Raw genomic sequence first — 19,730 nt, 5'->3', positions numbered from 1 at the left:
ATGGACCCGAGACCGCCTCGAACGGCTGCCTGATCGCCCCCTGCTCCCCGCGCCACGGGGATGGACCCACGGGCGAGAACTTCGAGGGCATCGCCACCGTCTGCTCCCCCGCGCCTGCGGGAATGGACCCAGCCACTTCGTCGTCCCCGAGCGCGAGGCGAACTGCTCCCCGCGCCTGCGGGGATGGACCCGGGTACGGCCTGGAGTGGTGTCAGGGCCTCACCTGCTCCCCGCGCCAGCGGGATGGGCCCCCGGTCCTCGGCAACGGGCTTTGCTCTGGCCGCTGCTCCCCGCGCCCTGGGGATGGACTTGCCGAGGGCTAGGGGCCCGGCAACGCTGGTCTCTGGTCCCCCGCCGGAGGACGGACCCAACTCCGGAGATTCCGAGCCCGATATATAGAGCTGTGCGGGTCACTGTTCCTGGTTGGGCGGACCAGATGTCCTTCCCAAGCGCGGCGAGCGCACCCCTAGTGATCAAAGGGCTTCCAACGACCTGTGCAGACAGGCGAACCGTGGCTTTGCCGTTGGGGATCCGCATGGTTAGTGCCTGGCACGACCTGTGAGTTGTCCGGGTATGTGCACGGGTGCGACGTGAGCGAGGACGCCACGGCAGCACCGACCCTCCGGACCCCGGCTCTGACGCTCGACGGATTGCACCACCAGCCGAGTAGGTAAATGACGATTGCCGGGCAGAGCTGCGAGACGGGCGCAAAAACTTCAGCGGTCATTTTCTCCGTCAATCCTTTAAGTCGCATTATCGACGAGCCTACGTAGTGGCACGGCCCAAGCGGTCCTGACGTTTGGACTGTGGCGGACGCTATCCCTGAATCGCGAGCGCTTGCTACCGCCACGCCGTGGATGGGACGTTTTGGAGATTCAACTTCTAGCGTTACTGTCAATTGAATCCGGGCGTTGCTGCTCGTGATCCCGGGTGGGTTGGCGCAGGGGTCATCTCGCTCTGTGTCGGCGAGCGTGATGCCAATCCCCGCAGGCGCGGGGAGCAGGCGGATAATACGAGTGGAGATTCAACTTCTAGCGGGTACATCCGGTTTGCTCCGGATCATGAAATTATATTCCCGCAGGTATAACCGGGCCACCGTCCGCACACGGTTCTCGTACGCTCATGGCTCCAGCCAATTTCCCCGCATCGGCGGGGAGCAGACCTTGGGTCAACCGTAATCGATCCAAGGCTGTTAGCGGGTACTTCGGTCTACGGGAGAGCGTGCGCACCATTGAAGGCCGTCCCGTCGTGGATTGTCGCGCTGTCTGTGTTCCGTTGAGCGTGCTTAGATTTGACCGATCCTGATCGTTTTGCCGAACGTGCCGCTTGCTCAGCGCGGTGCCCTGTTAAATGACCGCCGTGCGTAACGACAGGGCTCAGCCCGCAAGTCTCGGTGGCCGGTTGACGGCTGCTGCCCGGACTGTGTGGGCCAAGCACAACCGGGCCACCGAGAAGTGGCTGCCCTTGTGGCGGCACATGGCGGACAGCGCTGCCGTCGCTGGGCTGTTGTGGGAGCACTGGTTGCCTCGCAATGTGAAGGGAATGGTGGCGGAGGCCCTTCCCGGGGGAGAGGAAGACGGGCGGCGGCTCGCCGTGTGGCTGGCGGCAACACACGACATCGGAAAGTGCACACCGGCTTTCGCCTGCCAAGTGGACGAGTTGGCACAGGTGATGGCGTCCGCTGGTCTCGGGATGCGTACCCGGAGACAATTCGGTGACGACCGTCGGATGGCTCCGCACGGGCTTGCCGGCCAAATGCTGCTCCAGGAGTGGCTTGAGGAGCGGCATGGATGGACCCGCCGGGCCTCGGCCCAGTTCTCCGTGATGGCAGGCGGCCACCACGGTGTGCCGCCGGATCACATGCAGATCCACAACCTTGACGCTCACCCCGAGTTGTTGCGGACCCCCGGCCCGGCGGAGGCCGTCTGGGCACGCGTGCAGAACGAGCTGCTGGATGCGTGCGCGGACGTGTTCGAGGTGGACGATCGGCTCGGCCACTGGCAGAAAGTGAAGCTGCCGCAGACAGTTCAGGTGTTGCTCACCGCCACGGTGATCGTGTGCGACTGGATCGCCAGCAATCCTGACCTTTTTCCTTACTTTCCCGAAGAGCAGTCCCGTAGTGATGCCGAACGGGTGGCCGCGGCATGGGAAGGTCTGAGGCTGCCGGCTCCCTGGGCGCCGGTCGAACCACCTCAACGCGCGGCCGAGTTGTTCGCCTCGCGCTTCGCGCTTCCCCCCGGCGCGTCAGTGAGGCCCGTACAGGAACAGGCTGTTGCGATGGCCCGCGGTATGGCTCGGCCGGGAATGCTTGTCATCGAGGCGCCCATGGGGGAGGGGAAGACAGAGGCGGCGCTCGCGGTGGCAGAGGTGTTCGCCGCTCGCTCAGGTGCGGGTGGATGCTACGTCGCGCTGCCCACCATGGCGACCAGCAACGCCATGTTCCCGCGGCTGTTGGACTGGCTCGACCGGCTTCCGGGGTTCGTACCATCCGCGCCGACCGAGCCCTCGGGCAGCGGTGAGCGGTCGGTACTGCTGGCCCACGCCAAGGCGGCGCTCCAGGAGGACTACGCCCTTCTGATGCGGGAAAGTCACCGCACCATCGCCGCCGTGGACGCGTACGGCGCCGACGAACGTCCCGCCGCTCCGGCCGGGGCCGACCCAACCGGGCTGAGCTCCTCGGAAGGGAAGACCGCGCCCGCCGACCTCGTCGCACACCAATGGCTGCGAGGCCGCAAGAAGGGGCTGCTCGCCTCGTTCGCGGTCGGGACGATCGACCAGTTACTGATGACCGGCCTGAAGAGCCGCCACTTGGCGCTGCGGCACCTGGCCATGGCCGGCAAGGTCGTCGTCATCGACGAAGTGCACGCCTACGACGCGTACATGAACACCTACCTCGACCGTGTGCTGTCGTGGCTGGGGGCCTACCGCGTTCCGGTGATCGTCCTGTCGGCGACACTTCCGGCCCCGCGGCGGAGGGAGTTGGCGGAGGCGTACACAGGCGCCGACGCTGCGGAGGTGGCAGCCTCCGCCGGTTACCCGTTGCTGACCGCGGTGGCTGCCGGTGCGGTTTCCGTGACGGCGTCGCCCGCTGCCTCCGGCCGCCGTACCGACGTGGAGTTGGAGCGTCTCGACGACGACGTGAGCGTGCTCGCCGACCGGTTGGTCGAGGAACTGGCCGATGGGGGCTGTGCCTTGGTCGTCCGCAACACCGTCGACCGGGTGATTGACACCGCAGCCGTACTACGGGAGAGGTTCGGCGCCGAGCACGTCACCGTGGCGCATGCGCGCTTCATCGACGTCGACCGAGCCCGCAAGGACGCATCACTGCTGGCCCGCTTCGGACCGCCGGACCGCGACGGCACGTCCCCGCAACGACCGCTCGGTGCGCACATCGTGGTGGCCAGCCAAGTGGCCGAGCAGTCGCTGGATGTGGACTTCGATTTGCTGGTGACCGACCTGTGCCCGGTGGACCTGCTGCTCCAGCGGATGGGGCGGCTGCACCGCCATCCGCGGGGCGAGCTCCAGAACGGGCGTCCGCCACGCCTACGGCGGCCTCGCTGCCTGGTGACGGGTGTCGACTGGCGGACGCGGCCTGCCCCCGAGCCCGTACGAGGTTCGCGCACCGTCTACGGCGCCTACCCTCTGCTGCGTTCCCTTGCCGTCCTGGCCCGGCATTTGGGCACCGGCGACGGGGCGGCCTGTCCGGTACGCCTGCCGGAGGACATCTCCCCGCTCGTCCAGCGGGCGTACGGCGCGGACGAGCCCTGCCCACCGCAGTGGGCGGAGACTGTCGGTCAGGCACGCGCCGCGCATGAAGAGGTCAGTGCCGGACAGCGGCAGAAGGCGGGCGTTTTCCGGCTGGACGAGGTACGCAAGCCCGGGCGGCCGCTCATCGGCTGGATCGACGCCGGCGTCGGGGACGCGGACGACAGTCGGGCCGGACGGGCGCAGGTTCGTGACAGCCGGGAGAGTCTGGAGGTCCTGGTCGTGATGCGCCGGGCCGACGGGACTCTGTGCACCTTGCCCTGGCTGGACAAGAGCCGGGGCGGCCTCGACCTGCCGACCGGCGCGGTGCCGTCGGCTCGCGCCGCGCGTGCGGCCGCCGCGAGCGGTCTGCGGTTGCCCTACCACTTCTCCTTCCCCAAGGAATTGGAACGGGCTCTCACCGAACTGGAGGAGCTCTACATCCCAGCCTGGCAGGAGAAGGAGAGCTACTGGCTCGCGGGAGAGTTGGTCCTCGCGCTCGATGAGGAATGCCGGACCTCGTTGGCAGGGTGGTACCTGTCCTACGACCCGGACGAAGGGCTTCTGGTGACCCGGGACAGACCGAGAAAGAGGACGGAGCCGGTACGGCGGACCGAAGCACCGTCCTTTGACTTGACCAACCGTCCCTGGCTGCCGGTGCAGTTCACCGACGGCCAGGAGCGTGAGCTGTCGTTACTGGAGCTATTCGACCAGGCCGGCGACATCCGTCGGCTCGTCGGGGATCTCCCGACCCAGGACTTCGCCCTGATCCGCCTGCTACTGGCGATCCTCCATGACGCACTCGGCGACGACCAGGAGGACGGACAGGCCCCGGCCGATACCGACGCGTGGGGCGAATTGTGGCTGGAGGAAACGCCGTTCGCGCCGGTCGTCGGCTATCTGGACCGATACCGCGACCGGTTCGACCTGCTGCATCCGGAACGTCCCTTCTTCCAGGTCGCCGAGTTGCGTACGGCCAAGGACGAGATCTCCTCGCTCAACCGCGTCGTGGCCGATGTGCCCAACGGCGAGCCGTTCTTCAGCATGAGAAGGCCGGGCGTCGACCGGCTCGGCTTCGCGGAGGCGGCCCGCTGGCTTGTCCATACCCAGGCGTTCGACTCGTCGGGCATCAAGTCGGGTGCCGTGGGTGATCCTCGGGTGAAGGCGGGCAAGGGCTATCCGCAGGGCCTGGCCTGGGCGGGGAATCTCGGCGGGGTTCTGATCGAGGGGGACACCCTCCGCGAGACGCTGCTGCTCAATCTCATGGGCGCGGACACGGCCGGTCGGCACATGGACAGGGCGGACCGGCCGGCCTGGCGGGCGGCACCCTGCGGACCGGCCGAGGCGAAGGATCTCCCGCAACGGCCCTACGGCGTAAGGGACCTGTACACCTGGCAGTCGCGTCGCATTCGGCTGCACCACGACACCGACGGCGTCCACGGTGTTGTGCTGGCCTACGGTGACCGCCTCGAACCGCACAACAAGCAGGGGTACGAGCCCATGACGGGCTGGCGGCGCAGCCCCGCGCAGGAGAAGAAGCGCGGAGAACCGCAGGTGTACATGCCCCAGGAGCACGCCCCGTCGCGGATGGCCTGGCGCGGTCTGAAGGGGCTGCTCGCCGGCCAGGAGCGGGCCGCCGCGATGGGGAAAGAGGGGGCGCCGCGTCTCACGCCCGGGATCGTGGAGTGGGTCGCCCGGCTGGCCACCGAAGGGTTCCTGCCGCATCGGCACCTGATCCGTACCCGCGTCGTCGGCGCGAGATACGGCACCCAGCAGTCGGTGATCGACGAGGTGGTGGACGACGGAGTGCTGATGCCCGTGGTCCTTCTCCACCGTGACGACAGGCGTTACGGACAGCGGGCCCTGGACGCGCTCAAGGACGCGGAAGAGGCTGTCCAGGTGCTCGGCGACCTCGCCGCCGACCTCGCCCTGGCAGTCGGCTCCGATCCCGAGCCGCGTAAGAACGCGGCACGTGACCTGGGATTCGGCACCCTCGACACCCTGTACCGCCACTGGTTGAGGGAACTCGGCGCGGCTTCAGACCCGGACCGACAGCGCGACCGCTGGAAACGGGACCTGCTCCGCATCGTCGGGGACCTGGGTGCCGGGCTGCTGGACGACGCGGGGCTCGCCGCGTGGGAGGGCCGCGTCGTGGAGGCCCGGGGCGGACCGCGCTGGCTGAACGACGCCGCGGCCGAATCACGCTTCCGCACCCGGCTCAATCGGCTCCTGGCCACCGACAGCGACGGCGCCCCACCTTCGATGCACGCCCAGCCCGCTTCTGTGGAGTCGCCGGCATGACCACCACCGTCCCTACCGCCAAAGCCGTCTCCGCCCGCGGCCCCCGGCAGGCACCGCTCGGTCCTGTCGGCGCTGTCGTCCACCAGCACATCAACGCTCTACAGCGTGGCTATCTGGACGACCGGAGCGATGCCGTGAGCACCCTGGCCCGGCTGCGGCGTGGCATCGGCCGCTCCGCCGGTGAGGCACCCGACCTGTGGGGTCTGATCGGCACCGAACCGCTGTACGCGCGTTACGAACGCGGCGAGGTGGCCGAGGAGGCGATGCGCCGGGCCGAGGAGGCGGCGTATGCCGCGGTCACCCTGTGGTCGCTGCACCAGCAGTCCCACCACCTCGCCCGCATGCACCGCAGACCCGGTCCCGAACTCGGTTCAGCCGTACGCAGGTTGCATCCCGGTCCCGAGATCGACGAGCCCACGCGTAGACGCTTCGTCCGCGTCGGCACCGCCGCCACCCCCGCCGTGCTTGCCGGCCGGTTGCGCGACCTCGTTCTCCTGCTGCGCCGCGACACGATCCCACTCGATTACGCGCTGCTCGCCGACCAGCTCTACACCTGGCAACAGCCGGGCGGATCCTCGTCGGTGCGTCGCTCCTGGGGCCGCTCCTACCTCGCGGTCCACCGGCCCGCGTCCGGCGGGGGCACGGCGGAGGCCGGACAGAGCGCACCGGACGATTTCGATACCACCACCCCAGAGGACGACACCCCGTGAGCCGCACCATCATCGACGTGCACGTCCTGCAAACCGTGCCGCCGAGCAACCTCAACCGCGACGACACCGGAACCCCGAAGACCGCCATGTATGGCGGCGTGCGCCGGGCCCGGGTATCCAGCCAGGCATGGAAGAGGGCCACCCGCCGGGCGTTCGGGAATCTGCTGGACTCGGCCGAACTGGGTGTCCGTACCCGCCGGGTCGCCGAGCTGCTCGCCGAGCGGATCACTGCCGAAGAGCCCTCGCTCGAAGGTTCCGTCTCCCTGGCCCTCGCCGCCGAGACGCTGTCCGCCGCGACAGGGGCGAAGATCGAGGTGCCCCGAAGGAAGGCGGAGAGCGCCAAGAAGAAAGGCGAACCCGAGCCACCACCCGAGTCCTCCTACTTGATGTTCCTCAGTTCCAGCCAGTTCGACGGCCTGGCCCGGCTCGCGGTCGAAGGTGCCGACGACATCAAGGCGTATCTGAAGGTCAAGGAGAACAGGCAGAAGGCCCGGGAGATCGCCGACACCCGGCACTCGGTGGACATCGCGCTGTTCGGACGGATGGTCGCCGACTCGTCGGACCTCGGCGTCGACGCAGCGGCCCAGGTCGCCCACGCCATCAGCGTCCACCAGGTCGAGAACGAATCCGACTACTACACAGCGGTGGACGACCAGAACGAGAAGGATCAGGAATCCGGTGCCGGCATGATCGGCGTGGTCGACTTCAACTCGGCCACGCTCTACCGCTACGCGGCGCTCGACGTGGACCGACTCCGGGACAACCTGGGTCTCGGCCTGCGTGCCGACGAGCCGCTGGACGAGCCGGTCCTCAGGGCGGTGCGGGCCTTCGTACAGGGCTTCGTGTCCTCCATGCCCACCGGGAAGATCAACACTTTCGGCAACCACACCCTTCCCGAAGCGGTCGTCGTCACCCTCCGCTCGGCCCGGCCGATCAGCTTTGTCTCCGCTTTCGAGGAGCCTGTCCTCGCTCCTCAGGGGGGCGGCCATCTGCGTGGTGCGTGCGCCCAACTGCTCGCGTACGTCTCCGACATCGAGAAGGCGTACGAGGTGACAGGCGATCCGAGCTGGGTGCTGCGCGCCGGGGCGGCCACCGAGCCGCTGGCAGCCCTCGGCACCGAGGTCACCCTGGGCGGGCTGCTCGACGCGGTGGGCACGGCGGTCGCCGCCCGGCCGGCCGGTCCGGAGCCACAGGGACGGAAACGTCCCGCATGAGCGAACAGACCGGGGTGCTGACACTGCGCCTGGCCGGCCCGCTCCAGTCCTGGGGAGTGTCCTCCCGCTTCTCGCGGCGTACGACGGAACGCGCACCCACCAAGAGCGGTGTGCTCGGGCTCCTCGCCGCGGCCCTCGGTCGCGATCGCAGCGCCGATGTCTCCGATCTGGCGGCTCTCGCCTTCGCCGTTCGGCTCGACCAGCCGGGCACTCGAGTACGCGACTTCCAGACCGCGCACCACGGTGACACCTGGAAGCCCATGCCGGTCTCCGAACGCTTCTATCTCTCCGACGCGGTCTTCGTCGCCGCGGTCGAGGGGGAGGCGGCCCTGATCGAAGCCCTGTACGAGGCGGTCCGGGCCCCGGTGTATCTGCCGTACCTCGGCCGCCGCTCCTGCCCGCCTTCCCGTCCGATCGATCTCGGTGTCCATTGGAGTGGTCTGTGGCGGGCCTTGCGCACGGAACCCTGGCAGGCATCTCCCTGGGTCCAGCGCCGCCGTACCCGTGAGCGGCGCGTCGAACTCGAAGTGATCGCCGACCCGCCGGCCGGCCACGGTCCCGGCGACGCGGTACGGGACCAGCCGCTCAGCTTCGACCCCCGCCACCGACGGTACGCCCTGCGCACCGTCCGGTCGGGTGCCGTCACCGTCCCCAATCCGACGAGTACCTCCCGCCATGCCTTCGTACCGTCGAACCATGATCCGATGCGGCCACTGGAAGACCGACCATGTTCCTGACCCGATTTCGCTTCAACACCGCACGCATGGGCGCCCGCCGCCTGCTGACCGCTCCTCAGAGCCTGCACGCCGCGGTGATGGCGTCCTTCGCCGAGAAGGTCGATCACCAGGGTGACGGCCCCCGGGTGCTGTGGCGGCTGGACCAGGACTCCCGCAGCGACGTACTGCTCTACATCGTCAGCCCGCACCGGCCCGACCTCACACATCTGGTGGAGCAGGCCGGCTGGCCGACGACGGGTAGCTGGCAGACCGCGCCCTACGCCCCCTTCCTCGCCCGGCTCGCCCCCGACGACACCTGGGCCTTCAGGCTCACCGCCAATCCCGTGCACAGTGCCCGTCGGCATGCCGCCGAGCCGACAAAGCGCACCGCGCATGTCACCCCGCGCCACCAACTGGACTGGCTGCTCAAACGGCAGGCCGATGCCGGCTTCGCGATCGTGGAACGGCCGGAACGCCTGCCGGACGAACTCGACTGCGTCCGGCGCGAGGTCGTTGTCCACAACCGTCACGACCTCACGTTCGGCAAGAAGGACCGGTCCGACGGCCGCGCGCACGAGGTGAAGCTGACGCGCGTCACGTACGACGGCCGTCTCCGGATCCTCGACCCGGACGCGCTGCGCCGCACTCTCACCGTCGGCCTCGGCAAGGCCAAGGCGTACGGCTGCGGGCTCATGACGCTCGCCCCGGCGGAGTAGCGGTGACCACCGTCGGCAGGCGTCCGGCCGCCGGCCCGCGACAACTCACCCGTGTCGGTGACCGCCTGTCCTTCGTCTATCTCGAACGCTGCGTCGTGCACCGCGACGCCAACGCCATCACCGCCGAGGATGCCGACGGCGTCACCCACATCCCCTCCGCGACCATCGGCACCCTGCTCCTGGGGCCGGGCACCCGGATCACCCACCAGGCCATGGCTGTTCTGGGTGAGAGCGGAGCTGTGGTGGTGTGGGTCGGCGAGCAGGGGGTTCGGTTCTACGCCGGCGGCCGGGCACTGAGCCGTTCCTCCGGCCTCGTCGAGGCGCAAGCGGTCGCGTGGGCCAACCAGCGGACCAGGCTCGATGTCGCGAGAGCCATGTACCGGCTGCGCTTCCCCGACGAGGACCCCGCGGGCTGCACCCGGCGCCAACTTCTGGGGCGCGAGGGCGACCGGGTCAAGCGCTGTTACGCGGAGCAGGCCGCCCGTACCGGAGTGGCCTGGCGAGGTCGGAGGTTCACGCCGGGCGACTTCGGCTCGGGCGACCCGCCCAACCAGGCCGTCACCGCCGCCGCCCAGTGCATGTACGGCATCGCGCAGACAGTGGTCGCGGCATTGGGGTGCAGTCCGGGGCTCGGGTTTGTCCACTCGGGCCACGAACTGTCCTTCGTCCTCGATATCGCCGACTTCTACAAGACCGACATCGGTATCCCGATCGCCTTCGAGGTGGCTGCCGAAGGCCCTGAGGACATCGGGTCCCGCACGCGCCGGGCGCTTCGCGACCGGATCAACACCACCGGGCTGCTGGATCGGTGCGTACGTGACATCCAGGCGCTGTTCGCACCCGCGGGTGCCACTCCCGCGGACGGCGGCGACCGCGTCCTACTCCTCTCCGACAAGGGTGCGGAGGTGGCGGCCGGCCGCAACTACGGAGACGAGGAGGCGAGGCAGGACGCCCTTGTACGGGGCGGTGTCATCTGGTGACAGTCATCGTCCTGACCCACTGTCCGGCGGGCCTGCGCGGCTTCCTCACCCGCTGGCTCCTGGAGATCTCTCCCGGCGTCTTCCTCGGCAGCCCCAGCGCACGTATTCGCGACGCCTTGTGGGACGAGGTGCGCCAGTACGCGGGGAACGGCCGCGCCCTTCTCGCGTACTCCACCAACTCCGAGCAGGGCTACACCTTCCGCACCCACGACCATAAATGGCACCCCGTGGACCACGAGGGACTGACCCTGATCCTCCGCCCGTCGGAACGACCCGCTCCTAGAGATGCGTCTTCTGCAGTTGATGCGGGTTCATCCGGCAGGGCCGGCTGGAGCAAGGCGTCCAAGCGCCGCAGGTTCGGCGGCCGCAACCGCAATCCATAGCCGCCACCACGAACACGCTGGGCCACGGTTCTCAGGACGGCGGCTCCGCTGCCAAGCGCGTACGGCAACGGTGTCCGCTCCGGCTTCGAACGTCTCCGGGCAGGTCAACGGGCCCGTCAGGCCAGGCGGATGACGTTCCACGACATCGGTTCCAGTGTGGCGCGGAGCGTGCCGTCGGACAGTGTCGTTCCCTTGCCCTCATGCGGTACGACCCGCTCGGGGTCGGCCAGGGTGTTACTGGCCTCGGGGTCCTCGTCGGCCAGGACGCTGTGTCCGACGACCCGGCCGGCCGCCACCCCCCGCAGAGCGGCTTCGAGCGGCAGCGCCTTCTCCAGGCTCCGGTTGACCGCGAAGATCGTCACCGCGCCGGTCTCCTCGTCCACCGTCGCCGTGGCGTGGAGCAGGGGCACCTCGCCGTAGCGTGCGGTCTCGTGCGCCGGGCCCGTGACATTGACCTGGAGCACCCGTCCGCGCCCGTACCGGGACGCCTGCGCGAAGGGAAAGAACGTGGTCTGCTTCCAGGCCGGGCCACCCGGCTCCGTCATGATCGTGGCGATCACATTGACCAGTTGGGCGAGGCAGGCGATGCTCACCCGGTCGGCGTGCCGCAGCAGCGCGATGAGCAGCGAGCCGAAGACGACGGCGTCGGTGACCGTGTAGTTGTCCTCCAGCAGCCTGGGCGCCTCGGCCCAGTCGGGGGACGGCTGCTCGTGGTGGCGGGTCTGGTACCAGACGTTCCACTCGTCGAAGGAGAGGCTGATCCGCTTCTTGGACTTGAGCCGGGCGCCGATGTGGTCGCAGGTGGCCACGACGCTCTCGATGAACGACTCCATGTCGACGGCGGACGCGAGGAACGAGTCGCGGTCGCCGTCGTGCTCCTGGTAGTAGGCGTGCAGCGAGATGTGGTCGACGAGGTCGTACGTCTGCGTCAGGACGGTGGCCTCCCACTCGGCGAAGGTGGGCATGGAGCGGCCGGAGCTGCCGCAGGCGACAAGTTCGAGACCGGGCTCGATCTGCCGCATCGCGCGTGCGGTCTCGGCGGCCAGCCGCCCGTACTCCTCGGCCGTCTTGTGGCCGGTCTGCCAGGGGCCGTCCAGCTCGTTGCCCAGGCACCAGAGCCGGATGCCGTACGGGTCCTTGACGCCGTGCGCGACGCGCCTGTCGGACAGCGCGGTGCCGCCGGGGTGGTTGGCGTACTCCTGCAGTTCGAGCGCTTCCGCGACTCCGCGCGTGCCCAGATTGAGCGCCATCATCGGTTCGCCGCCCGCCTTCGTGGCGAAGTCGATGAACTCGCCGAGGCCGAAGCGGTTGGTCTCGGTCGACCGCCAGGCGAGATCGAGGCGGCGTGGCCGGTCCTCCACCGGGCCGACACCGTCCTCCCACTTGTAGCCGGAGACGAAGTTGCCGCCGGGGTAGCGGATCGCGGTGACCCCCAGTTCACGGACGAGGGCGAGGACATCCTGCCGCAGCCCTGCCTCGTCGGCGGCGGGATGTCCCGGTTCGAAGATCCCGGTGTAGACACAGCGGCCGAGGTGCTCGACGAACGAGCCGAACAGGCGCGGATCCACGGTCCCGACGCCGAAGGCGGGGTCGAGGGTGAAGCGGGCGGGGGCGTCGTTGCCGGTCATGCGTACCTTTCGGGAGAGGCGGCCCGGGCGGGGGAGGCTCGGCAGGCGGGCTCACTGGCCGGCGAGGCCCGTGTGGGCGACACCGCGCACGATCTGCCGCTGGAACAGGGCGAACACGACGAGCAGCGGCAGTCCTCCGATGATGACCGAGGCCATCATCTGGGCGTAGCGGACGCCGTAGCTGGACTGGACGTTGACGAGTCCGACGGGGAGCGTCATGCCGTTGGGGTCGGTGGTGACGAGGAACGGCCAGAGGAAGTTGTTCCAGGTCTGGATGAAGGTGAAGATCGCGACGGCGGCGAGGACGGGGCGGGAGAGCGGCATGACGATCTGCCAGAACACCCGCCAGCGGCCCGCGCCGTCCACATGGGCCGCCTCCTCCAGTTCGCGCGGCACCCCGTCGAAGAACTTGACCAGGATGAAGACCATCGCGGGCGTGGCGACCTGAGGCAGGATCACGCCCCAGTACGTGTCGACCAGACCGAGCGTGACCATCTCGGCGAAGAGCGGGGCCATCAGCACCTGAGGCGGCACCATGATCCCGGCGAGGACGAGCCCGTACAGCAGCCCGCGGCCACGGAACCGGGTACGGGAGAAGCCGTAAGCGGCCATGGCGCACAGCAGCACGGTCAGCACAGTCGTCACCACGGAGATGTAGGCCGTGTTGAACAGCCAGCGCCCCAGGTCGCCCGATGCCCACACCCTCTCGTACGCGGCGAAGGTGATCTCCGAGCCGATCCACCTGAGCGGCGTCCGCGCCGTCTCGGCCTCCGGCTTGAGCGAGGTGGCCAGCGCCCAGGCGAGTGGCAGCACCCACAGCAGGACGAGCGCGAGTGCGCAGACGAGCATGGTGATCCGGCCCGGCGTCCAGCGCGGACGACGGCTTTCCGGGACGGGGACGGTACTCACTTCGCGGCCTCCTCACGGGAGCGGCGGGTGAGCCGCAGCTGGATCAGCGAGACGATCACGATCAGGGCGAAGAAGATGTACGAGACGGCGGACGCGTAACCGATCCGGTAGTTGGTGAAGCCGGCCTGGTAGACGTACTGGAGGATCGGGCGTGTGGAGTCGTCGGGGCCGCCGCTGGTCATGATGTAGATCTGGTCGAAGATCTTCAGCGAGGCGAGCAGTTGGAGGACGACCACCACACCGGTGGTGCGGCGCAGCAGGGGCAGGGTGATGTGCCACAGGCGGTGCCGTGCTCCGGCTCCGTCGATCTCGGCCGCCTCGTAGAGGTGCTGGGGAATGGACTGGAGCGCGGCGAGATAGAGCAGGAAGTTGAAGCCGACGGTCCACCAGATGGTGGTGATGACGATGGAGATCATCGCGTAACGGGGGTCGGTGAGCCAGCCGATGCCGGGGTCGAGGCCGATGGCGGTGAGCAGTTGGTCGGCGAATCCGAAGTCGGAGGGGTAGATGACCCACAGCCACATGAGGCAGACGACGCCGGACGGCAGCACGAAGGGCGCGAACCAGCTGAGCCGCCACAGCCAGCTCACCACCCGCAGATGGTGGGCGAGGAGTGCGAGCACCAGGCCGATGACGACCAGTGGAGCGGTGCTGAGAAGGGTGAACCAGACGGTGTTCCACAGCGAGGACCAGACAGCGGGGTCCCCCAGCGCCTCGGCATAGTTGTCGAAGCCGATGAAGTCGGAGCGGGTGCCGGCGACATCGTCGTTGCCGAGGCTCATCTTGACGCCCCACAGCAGCGGCCAGACCAGGAAGAGCGCGTAGACGATCAGGAACGGCAGGATGAAGGTCAGTCCGTGCTCGGTCCAGCGGCGCCGGACGGTCCTCGTTCCGGCAGGTCGGCCGCCCGCGGGCGCGGTGGCGGTGCCGGCGGCGGGAGCGGTCGTGGTCATACGGCGGCTCCGAAGGGTGGCGGGGTGTCGATCAGTCTCCGGAGCCGTTTCCTGGTTTCGGTGAGTGCGTTCTGGGGCGTTCGTGACCCGGTGAGCACCCCGGAGAAGACAGCCCCGAGTTCGAGTTCCAGCGCGGAGGCGGAGCCGGAGAACCAGGCTTCGGGGTCGAGGGCGACCTCGTCGATGACGGACCGGTACGCGGACTGCGGCCGGAGCCCCAGATAACCGGGCTCCTCAAGGGTGGGCAGATACGCGGGTACGTGGCCGCCCTTGGCCCAGTCGACGCTGTGTCCGAGCATCCAGGCGACGAAGGCGTGGGCCGCCGCGTTGCTCGCTCCGCCACGGCCGCTCTGGTGCGGCAGTACGAAGGTGTGGGAGTCGGCGAAGACGCTGGCGCGGCCGAAGAGGTTGGGTATCCGGCTCATGGAGAAGGGGAGTCCGGTGGTCTTGAAGGTGCTGACCTCCCACTCGCCGTTGATGAGGAAACCGGTCCTGCCGGCGCTGAACACACCGATGCCGCCGTTGTAGTCGACCCGGCGCACGGCCAGCCCCTCGGCCGTCAACGCCTGCATGAAGGTGAGGACTTCGAGCGCCTTGGTGTCGTCGATGGTGATCCGGTCGGCGCGGGGGGACAGGATCGACCTGCCGGTCTGCGAGTAGAAGGTCGCGAACAGTTGCCAGGGCCCGGTGGTGTTGCTGCCGAGTGTCTCCGTGACCAGACCCGGCTGCCCGGTGACCTCCTTGGCGGCACGCAGGGCGTCGGTGAACTCCTTCACCCCCTGGATGGGTTTGAGCTGTCCGTCTCTGTCGAGGAGTCCGGCCTTCTCGCAGATTTCGGTGTTGTGGTAGAGCACCGCCGGGTGGGTGTCGAGCGGGACGGCGTACTGCCTGCCGTCGACCGTGCCACGCCGCCAGAGATCCTCGGGGAAGTCCTCGGCCGAGATGCCGGCGTCGGCGAGCATGCCGAGGTCGAACGGGTCGAGCAGGCGCCGGGGCGCGAAGCCGGGCAGCCGGGCCAGGTGCAGTACGGCCACCTCGGGAGCGCGCCCGCCGGCGCCCGCCATACCGAGCTTGGTGTAGTACGGCGGGCCCCACTGGAGAGTGGACGCCTCAAGTTCGATCCCGGGGTGGGACGCGCGGTAGGCGTCCAGCATCGCCTGCATGTTGACGCCGTCGCCACCGCCGAAGAGATGCCAGTAGCGCAGCCGGGTGCGTCCGGATCCGGCCCCCGTGGGAGCGGCACAGCCGGAGGCCCCGACACCCAGGGTCCCTGCCGCGGCGAGGGCGCCGAGTCCGGTGAGGACGCTTCTGCGGCCCGGTGAGGTCTGTTGCATCGAGGCCCCTCCCTGTGTCGTCACGGCTCCGGGACATCAAGCGGCATGCGTCATCGCCCCGCATGACGTTCGATATTTCGAATGGCGCTCGTACAGTCGAACGGGACCATAGGGTTGAACATCACACCCGTCAACGCCTCGCGCAGAGTCGGGGATCCGCCGACTCGCGCCGGCGGACGCGGCTCGACGGATCACCTCCTTGACACAACTCCCGTACGGGGGGACCTTGTTGGCGGCACCAGGGCCGAGAAGGCCCTGTCTCCGCGCAGCTGGGGGAGCCGCATGGTGGAGATTTCGATGCCGGTCGGCGTTCCCTCATCCTGGAAGAGCCTGTGACGTTCGCTGTCGACCAGCCGTAGGGCCTTAGCGGCGGTCTTCTGAACCTGCGCCACGCCGCCGACGACGTCTTTGGAGACCTGGTGGACGTCTGGCAAGCGGTACGGCGTTTTCGCCGGCAAGAGCGTCTCGTGGGTCTTGATCTCACACAGCAGGAGGCTGCTGATGAAGCCTTTGGATCGCATGAGGCATCACTGCGCTTTCCCGCCCCGGTGAAGATGTTGGCACCGGTCGTGACGCGCTCCAGCTTGCCGTTATCGAGAGGCTCGCAAGCGATGAGGTTGAGACCGTAGGCGAAGATCCATGGGTTCTCTTCGAAGAAGCCCTGCCACGCTGCTCCCGGTCCTGGCCTTCCTTCTTGCTCGAAGAAACCTGGATGGTCAGCAACCTCTGGAATCTTTGAAGTTGCGACTTGCGGTTGCTGACAAGACGGGCTCGACGCCTCACCGGAAATGATCCGTCGACTCGGAGAACACCAGGACCGGCTGCCCGCCGGCCGCCCCGCCGTGCGGGCCCGCCTCGGCGACATGGCCCTGTTCGACCTCGGAATCCGCTACCCGCTCATCTACATCTCGGCCAGTACGTTCTTCCTCCTCACCAGCCAGGAAGCGCAGGTCAGCTGCTTCCGAAGTGCCGCCGGACACCTCACCCCCGACGGGCATTTCGTGATCGAGGCCGCAGTCCCCGCATACCTCCGGCATGGCGGCCGAACGCCAGCAGATGATCGTCCGCGAGATGAGCGAATACCATCTGAAATGGTCGGCCTTCGTCCACGACTCCGTGGCGCAGACCGTCCACGCCCAGGAAGTACGCATCGGGCCCGACGGTTACCGTCTCCCCCGAGCTGGCGTCCCACCGACTGGCGACGAAGCCGTCCGACCACCTCGAACTGACCACCGCCTCAGAGGTCTGGTCCCTCTGCGCCACCATCTACGCCTGCTGGACCGGCACATACCCCATCAGCGAAAAGAACACCCAGCTCAGCACACCTGCCCTCGGCGCCGAACTCGCCCGAGGCCACTACCGCGACCTCACCACCACCAGACCCTGGGCATTCCCGGCATTCGAGAACACCATCACGGCCGGCCTGACCATGGACCCCACCCGGCGCCCTACAGCACGACAGTGAGCTCGGTGTGCTGTCTCGTGAGGGGGGTGCCGCTAGTTCCCGGTGGTGCTGGTCGGCGGAGCCTGCTGATAGAGCGCTACCAGCACACCGTGCACGGGCTGGTCCTCCGCGTTCTCCTCGGCCTCGTCGACCAGATCGGCGAGGGCCTCGCCGAGTTCCCTTGCCTGCGCGGGGCTGAGACGCAGATGGCGCAGGGTCAGGTGGGTCTCGGCGGGGGACTGGTCCAGCTCCTGGGCGACTGCGGCAAGCATCGCGGCGGTGCCTGCCGCCCGGGGTTCGGCGACGACCATGCGCCGGGCCGTGCGCTGGTAGTACTGCTCGGTGCCGCCGCGGACCTGGCGGGTCTCGGCAACGTGGACCAGTCCGGCTTCGCGGAGCACTTTGAGGTGGTGGGCCACATTGCCCTTCTTTGCGTCGAGCCCCGCCGCGAGCTGGCTGACGGTGGCGGGCCGGTGGCCCAGGGCGAAGATCAACCGCTGACGCAACGGGTGGGCGAGCGCCGCGAACTGCTCAGGCGCACCGATCTCCAGAACGTCCTCGGGAGGTGGCAGGTGGGAGGGCTGATCGCGCATACCAAAAGTGTCTAAACTCTTTGACGCTTTCGCAAGGGCGATGCTCTACTCCCTGCCATGACGACTCCGACGAAGCTTCAGCCTGCTCCTGTCATCGACGAGACAGCCCAACTGCTGACCGAGCACTACGTTTTCCCCGAGATAGCCGAGCAACTCGCCGGCCTGCTGCGACGACGCCTCGCCGAGGGCGCCTATGACGTCGACGGCGCCGAGGAGCTCGCCCGTCTGGTCACCACGGACCTCCAGTCCGTCAACGGCGACCGGCACCTGCGACTCAAGCACCACGCCGACCCGGTGTCCCCGAAGGAGGGGGCGGCCACCCTGGATGCCATGCGCCGGGACTTCGGCACCTCGCTGGGCGGGGCGCCCCGCGTGGAGTTGCTCGACGGAGGGGTCGCCGTGGTGGAGCTGGCGCCGATGCTGTTCCCGCTGGAGTGGGCCGCCGAACCGCTGGGCGCCGCGCTCACCCTCGCCTCCCGCGCCCAGGCGCTGATCGTGGACCTTCGCGCCAACCGCGGTGGCGACCCGGACACGGTCGCCTTCGTCTGCAGTTACCTGCTCGACGAGCGGACCCACCTCAACACCATGTACTGGCGCGGCGGCGAACGCCGCGAGCAGTCCTGGAGCCTGCCGTACGTTCCCGGTGCGGGCTTCGGCGGCAGCAAGCCGTTGTACGTGCTGTCCAGTGACAGCACCTTCTCCGCCGCCGAGGAGCTGGCGTACGACCTCCAGCAGCTCGGCCGCGCCGTGGTCGTCGGCGAGCGCACCCGTGGCGGCGCACATCCGTGCAAGGGCTGGACCGTGCACCCGCACCTGGAAGCCACCGTCCCCTTCGGCCGAGCCGTCAACCCCGTCTCCGGCACGAACTGGGAGGGCACCGGTGTGCAGCCGGACATCCCCTGCGCCGCCGCCGACTCCCTCGACCACGCGCACGCACTGGCCCTCACCCGACTGAAAGGCTGACCCGCTCCGACTGGATCCACTGGTATGGAAGACGAAACGGCTGTGTTGGACGACGCAGGAAGGCAGTTCGCCGCAGGCAGGCAGACAGGAAGGGCCCGAGAAGGACTGGGCAACGTCGGCAGACCATGTCACACCGCGGCTCCGGCCAACCCTGAACGCCCTCCCACCGTCGAGGCCCTGCGGCTGTCCCGTTCCGTTTCGAAACACCAAGCATGTTCCGTCCCGGAACACGAATCCCGTTCGTCGGAGAAACGGACAGTGCGGTCCCTCGGGAACAGGCCGGAGTCGCCCAGCCCATCATGGGAGGTGCACCTCTGCGGCAAGGGCTGCCATTTCTGTCCTTGCTGGTCCTCCCTCAGCCACCCCAATAACGACGGTTGGGAGGACGGCGCGCGACCCGCAAGAGTGTCCTGCCACGGATCTTCTGTCCGTGAACATCCGCCGTGGCTGTACCGCCGAGAATCAGATACGTCATCGCAGCGACACGCTCACCAGCTTCGGCTGGACGCATCTGACGATCGTCCGAGACGGCAGGAGCCGGAGGAGGCACCGCGGGACCGGCAGGTCCTGCGCAGTACCGTCCTGCACATCAACCCCAACACCCTCCGCTGGGCCCAATGGGTCCTGGCGGACGAGCCGTTTCTCCTGGGGGAGCTGCCGGTCGCCCGGCAGATCTCCGCCCGCAAGGACATCATCAGCCCGCTCGCCCCCGATGCTCACCGCATGCGTGGGCCTCGGCGAGGTGCCGCCCCTCATCCGGGACGGTGACCCACGCGCCCTCACAGCCGCGGAGGACGAAGCAGGTGCCACCGGGTGGCAGGCATGGGCCGAACCTGCGCTCGGCGCTCCACGCGTTGCTGCGGACTACGGGGACGCCGCCCCTCTAGCCGGTGCTCCGCGAGCCCAAGCAGCTTCCGCCGCCGATCCCGCGTACCTCCGAAACGTTCCGATCCGAGCCTGCCGGTGTTGGCCTTGTTGTGATGCCTGGACGGCCATGCAAGAGCGGGCAGTGTCGTTCAAGGTCCGGTGGTTGAGGGCCTGGTCGACGAAGGTGGAGAGGGCAACGGTGACGCACGGAGACCGTTCTCCACCGGCCCCTTGGCCCCACCCTGCTGCGGCAGCAGTGCGGTGGTTGGCAACCC

General features: G+C 68.5%; 15 protein-coding genes and 1 CRISPR repeat array (1 of these 16 running past the window's edge). Of the genes, 8 read left to right on the top strand and 7 right to left on the bottom strand.

All coding sequences use genetic code 11. The features are described from left to right. A CRISPR array of direct repeats spans nt 1–312; the repeat unit is 29 nt; it reaches 510 nt to the left of the window's first position. Nucleotides 313–1,350: 1,038 nt separating this feature from the next. Genes casA through cas2e form a run of 7 tightly spaced genes read left to right on the top strand, consistent with a single transcriptional unit; the run spans nt 1,351 to nt 10,764 of the window. Continuing rightward, entirely contained in the window at nt 1,351–6,045 is a 4,695-nt protein-coding gene (casA, locus tag ACFWU9_RS31420; protein WP_384324460.1) for a type I-E CRISPR-associated protein Cse1/CasA, read from the top strand. After that, nucleotides 6,042–6,755, top strand: coding sequence for a type I-E CRISPR-associated protein Cse2/CasB (gene casB / locus ACFWU9_RS31415; RefSeq protein WP_384324459.1), 714 nt, complete (start codon nt 6,042–6,044; stop codon nt 6,753–6,755). The genes casA and casB overlap by 4 nt, the downstream gene beginning before the upstream one ends. Then, nucleotides 6,752–7,969, top strand: coding sequence for a type I-E CRISPR-associated protein Cas7/Cse4/CasC (gene cas7e, locus ACFWU9_RS31410; RefSeq protein ID WP_384324458.1), 1,218 nt, complete (start codon nt 6,752–6,754; stop codon nt 7,967–7,969). Before casB ends, cas7e begins: the two co-directional genes overlap by 4 nt. Then, entirely contained in the window at nt 7,966–8,706 is a 741-nt protein-coding gene (gene cas5e / locus ACFWU9_RS31405; protein ID WP_384324457.1) for a type I-E CRISPR-associated protein Cas5/CasD, read from the top strand. The genes cas7e and cas5e overlap by 4 nt, the downstream gene beginning before the upstream one ends. Then, nucleotides 8,697–9,401 carry a type I-E CRISPR-associated protein Cas6/Cse3/CasE gene (cas6e, locus tag ACFWU9_RS31400; RefSeq protein WP_384324456.1) on the top strand — a complete coding sequence of 235 codons (705 nt, stop codon included), beginning with the start codon at nt 8,697–8,699 and terminating at the stop codon, nt 9,399–9,401. Before cas5e ends, cas6e begins: the two co-directional genes overlap by 10 nt. Before the next feature lie 2 nt (nt 9,402–9,403). Next, nucleotides 9,404–10,381: a type I-E CRISPR-associated endonuclease Cas1e gene (gene cas1e / locus ACFWU9_RS31395; protein ID WP_384324455.1), complete on the top strand. Its 978-nt coding sequence runs from the start codon at nt 9,404–9,406 to the stop codon at nt 10,379–10,381. Further along, nucleotides 10,378–10,764 carry a type I-E CRISPR-associated endoribonuclease Cas2e gene (gene cas2e, locus ACFWU9_RS31390; RefSeq protein ID WP_384324454.1) on the top strand — a complete coding sequence of 129 codons (387 nt, stop codon included), beginning with the start codon at nt 10,378–10,380 and terminating at the stop codon, nt 10,762–10,764. Before cas1e ends, cas2e begins: the two co-directional genes overlap by 4 nt. Before the next feature lie 116 nt (nt 10,765–10,880). On the opposite strand, the gene ACFWU9_RS31385 is transcribed toward cas2e, so the two are convergent. The 7 genes from ACFWU9_RS31385 to ACFWU9_RS31355 all read right to left on the bottom strand — a co-directional run bounded on the left by ACFWU9_RS31385 (nt 10,881) and on the right by ACFWU9_RS31355 (nt 17,625). Beyond that, nucleotides 10,881–12,392, bottom strand: a complete 1,512-nt coding sequence (locus ACFWU9_RS31385) for an alpha-N-arabinofuranosidase (RefSeq protein ID WP_384324453.1) — start codon at nt 12,390–12,392, stop codon at nt 10,881–10,883. Nucleotides 12,393–12,443: 51 nt separating this feature from the next. Then, a complete protein-coding gene (locus ACFWU9_RS31380) occupies nt 12,444–13,241 on the bottom strand; it encodes a carbohydrate ABC transporter permease (protein ID WP_384324493.1) in 798 nt (265 codons plus the stop codon). Nucleotides 13,242–13,297: 56 nt separating this feature from the next. Then, a complete protein-coding gene (locus ACFWU9_RS31375) occupies nt 13,298–14,254 on the bottom strand; it encodes a carbohydrate ABC transporter permease (RefSeq protein WP_384324452.1) in 957 nt (318 codons plus the stop codon). Then, a complete protein-coding gene (locus ACFWU9_RS31370; protein WP_384324451.1) occupies nt 14,251–15,588 on the bottom strand; it encodes an extracellular solute-binding protein in 1,338 nt (445 codons plus the stop codon). The genes ACFWU9_RS31375 and ACFWU9_RS31370 overlap by 4 nt, the downstream gene beginning before the upstream one ends. 191 nt (nt 15,589–15,779) lie before the next feature. Beyond that, nucleotides 15,780–16,109, bottom strand: coding sequence for a hypothetical protein (locus ACFWU9_RS31365; protein ID WP_384324450.1), 330 nt, complete (start codon nt 16,107–16,109; stop codon nt 15,780–15,782). 258 nt (nt 16,110–16,367) lie between these two features. Beyond that, nucleotides 16,368–16,739, bottom strand: a complete 372-nt coding sequence (locus tag ACFWU9_RS31360) for a hypothetical protein (RefSeq protein WP_384324449.1) — start codon at nt 16,737–16,739, stop codon at nt 16,368–16,370. A 346-nt stretch (nt 16,740–17,085) separates the two neighbouring features. Then, complete coding sequence (locus ACFWU9_RS31355) at nt 17,086–17,625, bottom strand: ArsR/SmtB family transcription factor (protein WP_384324448.1); 540 nt, start codon at nt 17,623–17,625, stop codon at nt 17,086–17,088. A 57-nt stretch (nt 17,626–17,682) separates the two neighbouring features. On the opposite strand from ACFWU9_RS31355, the gene ACFWU9_RS31350 reads away from it, so the two are divergent. Then, on the top strand, nt 17,683–18,588 hold the full coding sequence (locus ACFWU9_RS31350) for a S41 family peptidase (protein ID WP_384324447.1): 906 nt from the start codon (nt 17,683–17,685) through the stop codon (nt 18,586–18,588). Nucleotides 18,589–19,730: the final 1,142 nt, after the last annotated feature.

It is taken from the genome of Streptomyces sp. NPDC058653, from assembly GCF_042716895.1.
GTDB lineage: Bacteria > Actinomycetota > Actinomycetes > Streptomycetales > Streptomycetaceae > Streptomyces.
This window is presented reverse-complemented; position numbering and strand designations above follow the sequence as displayed.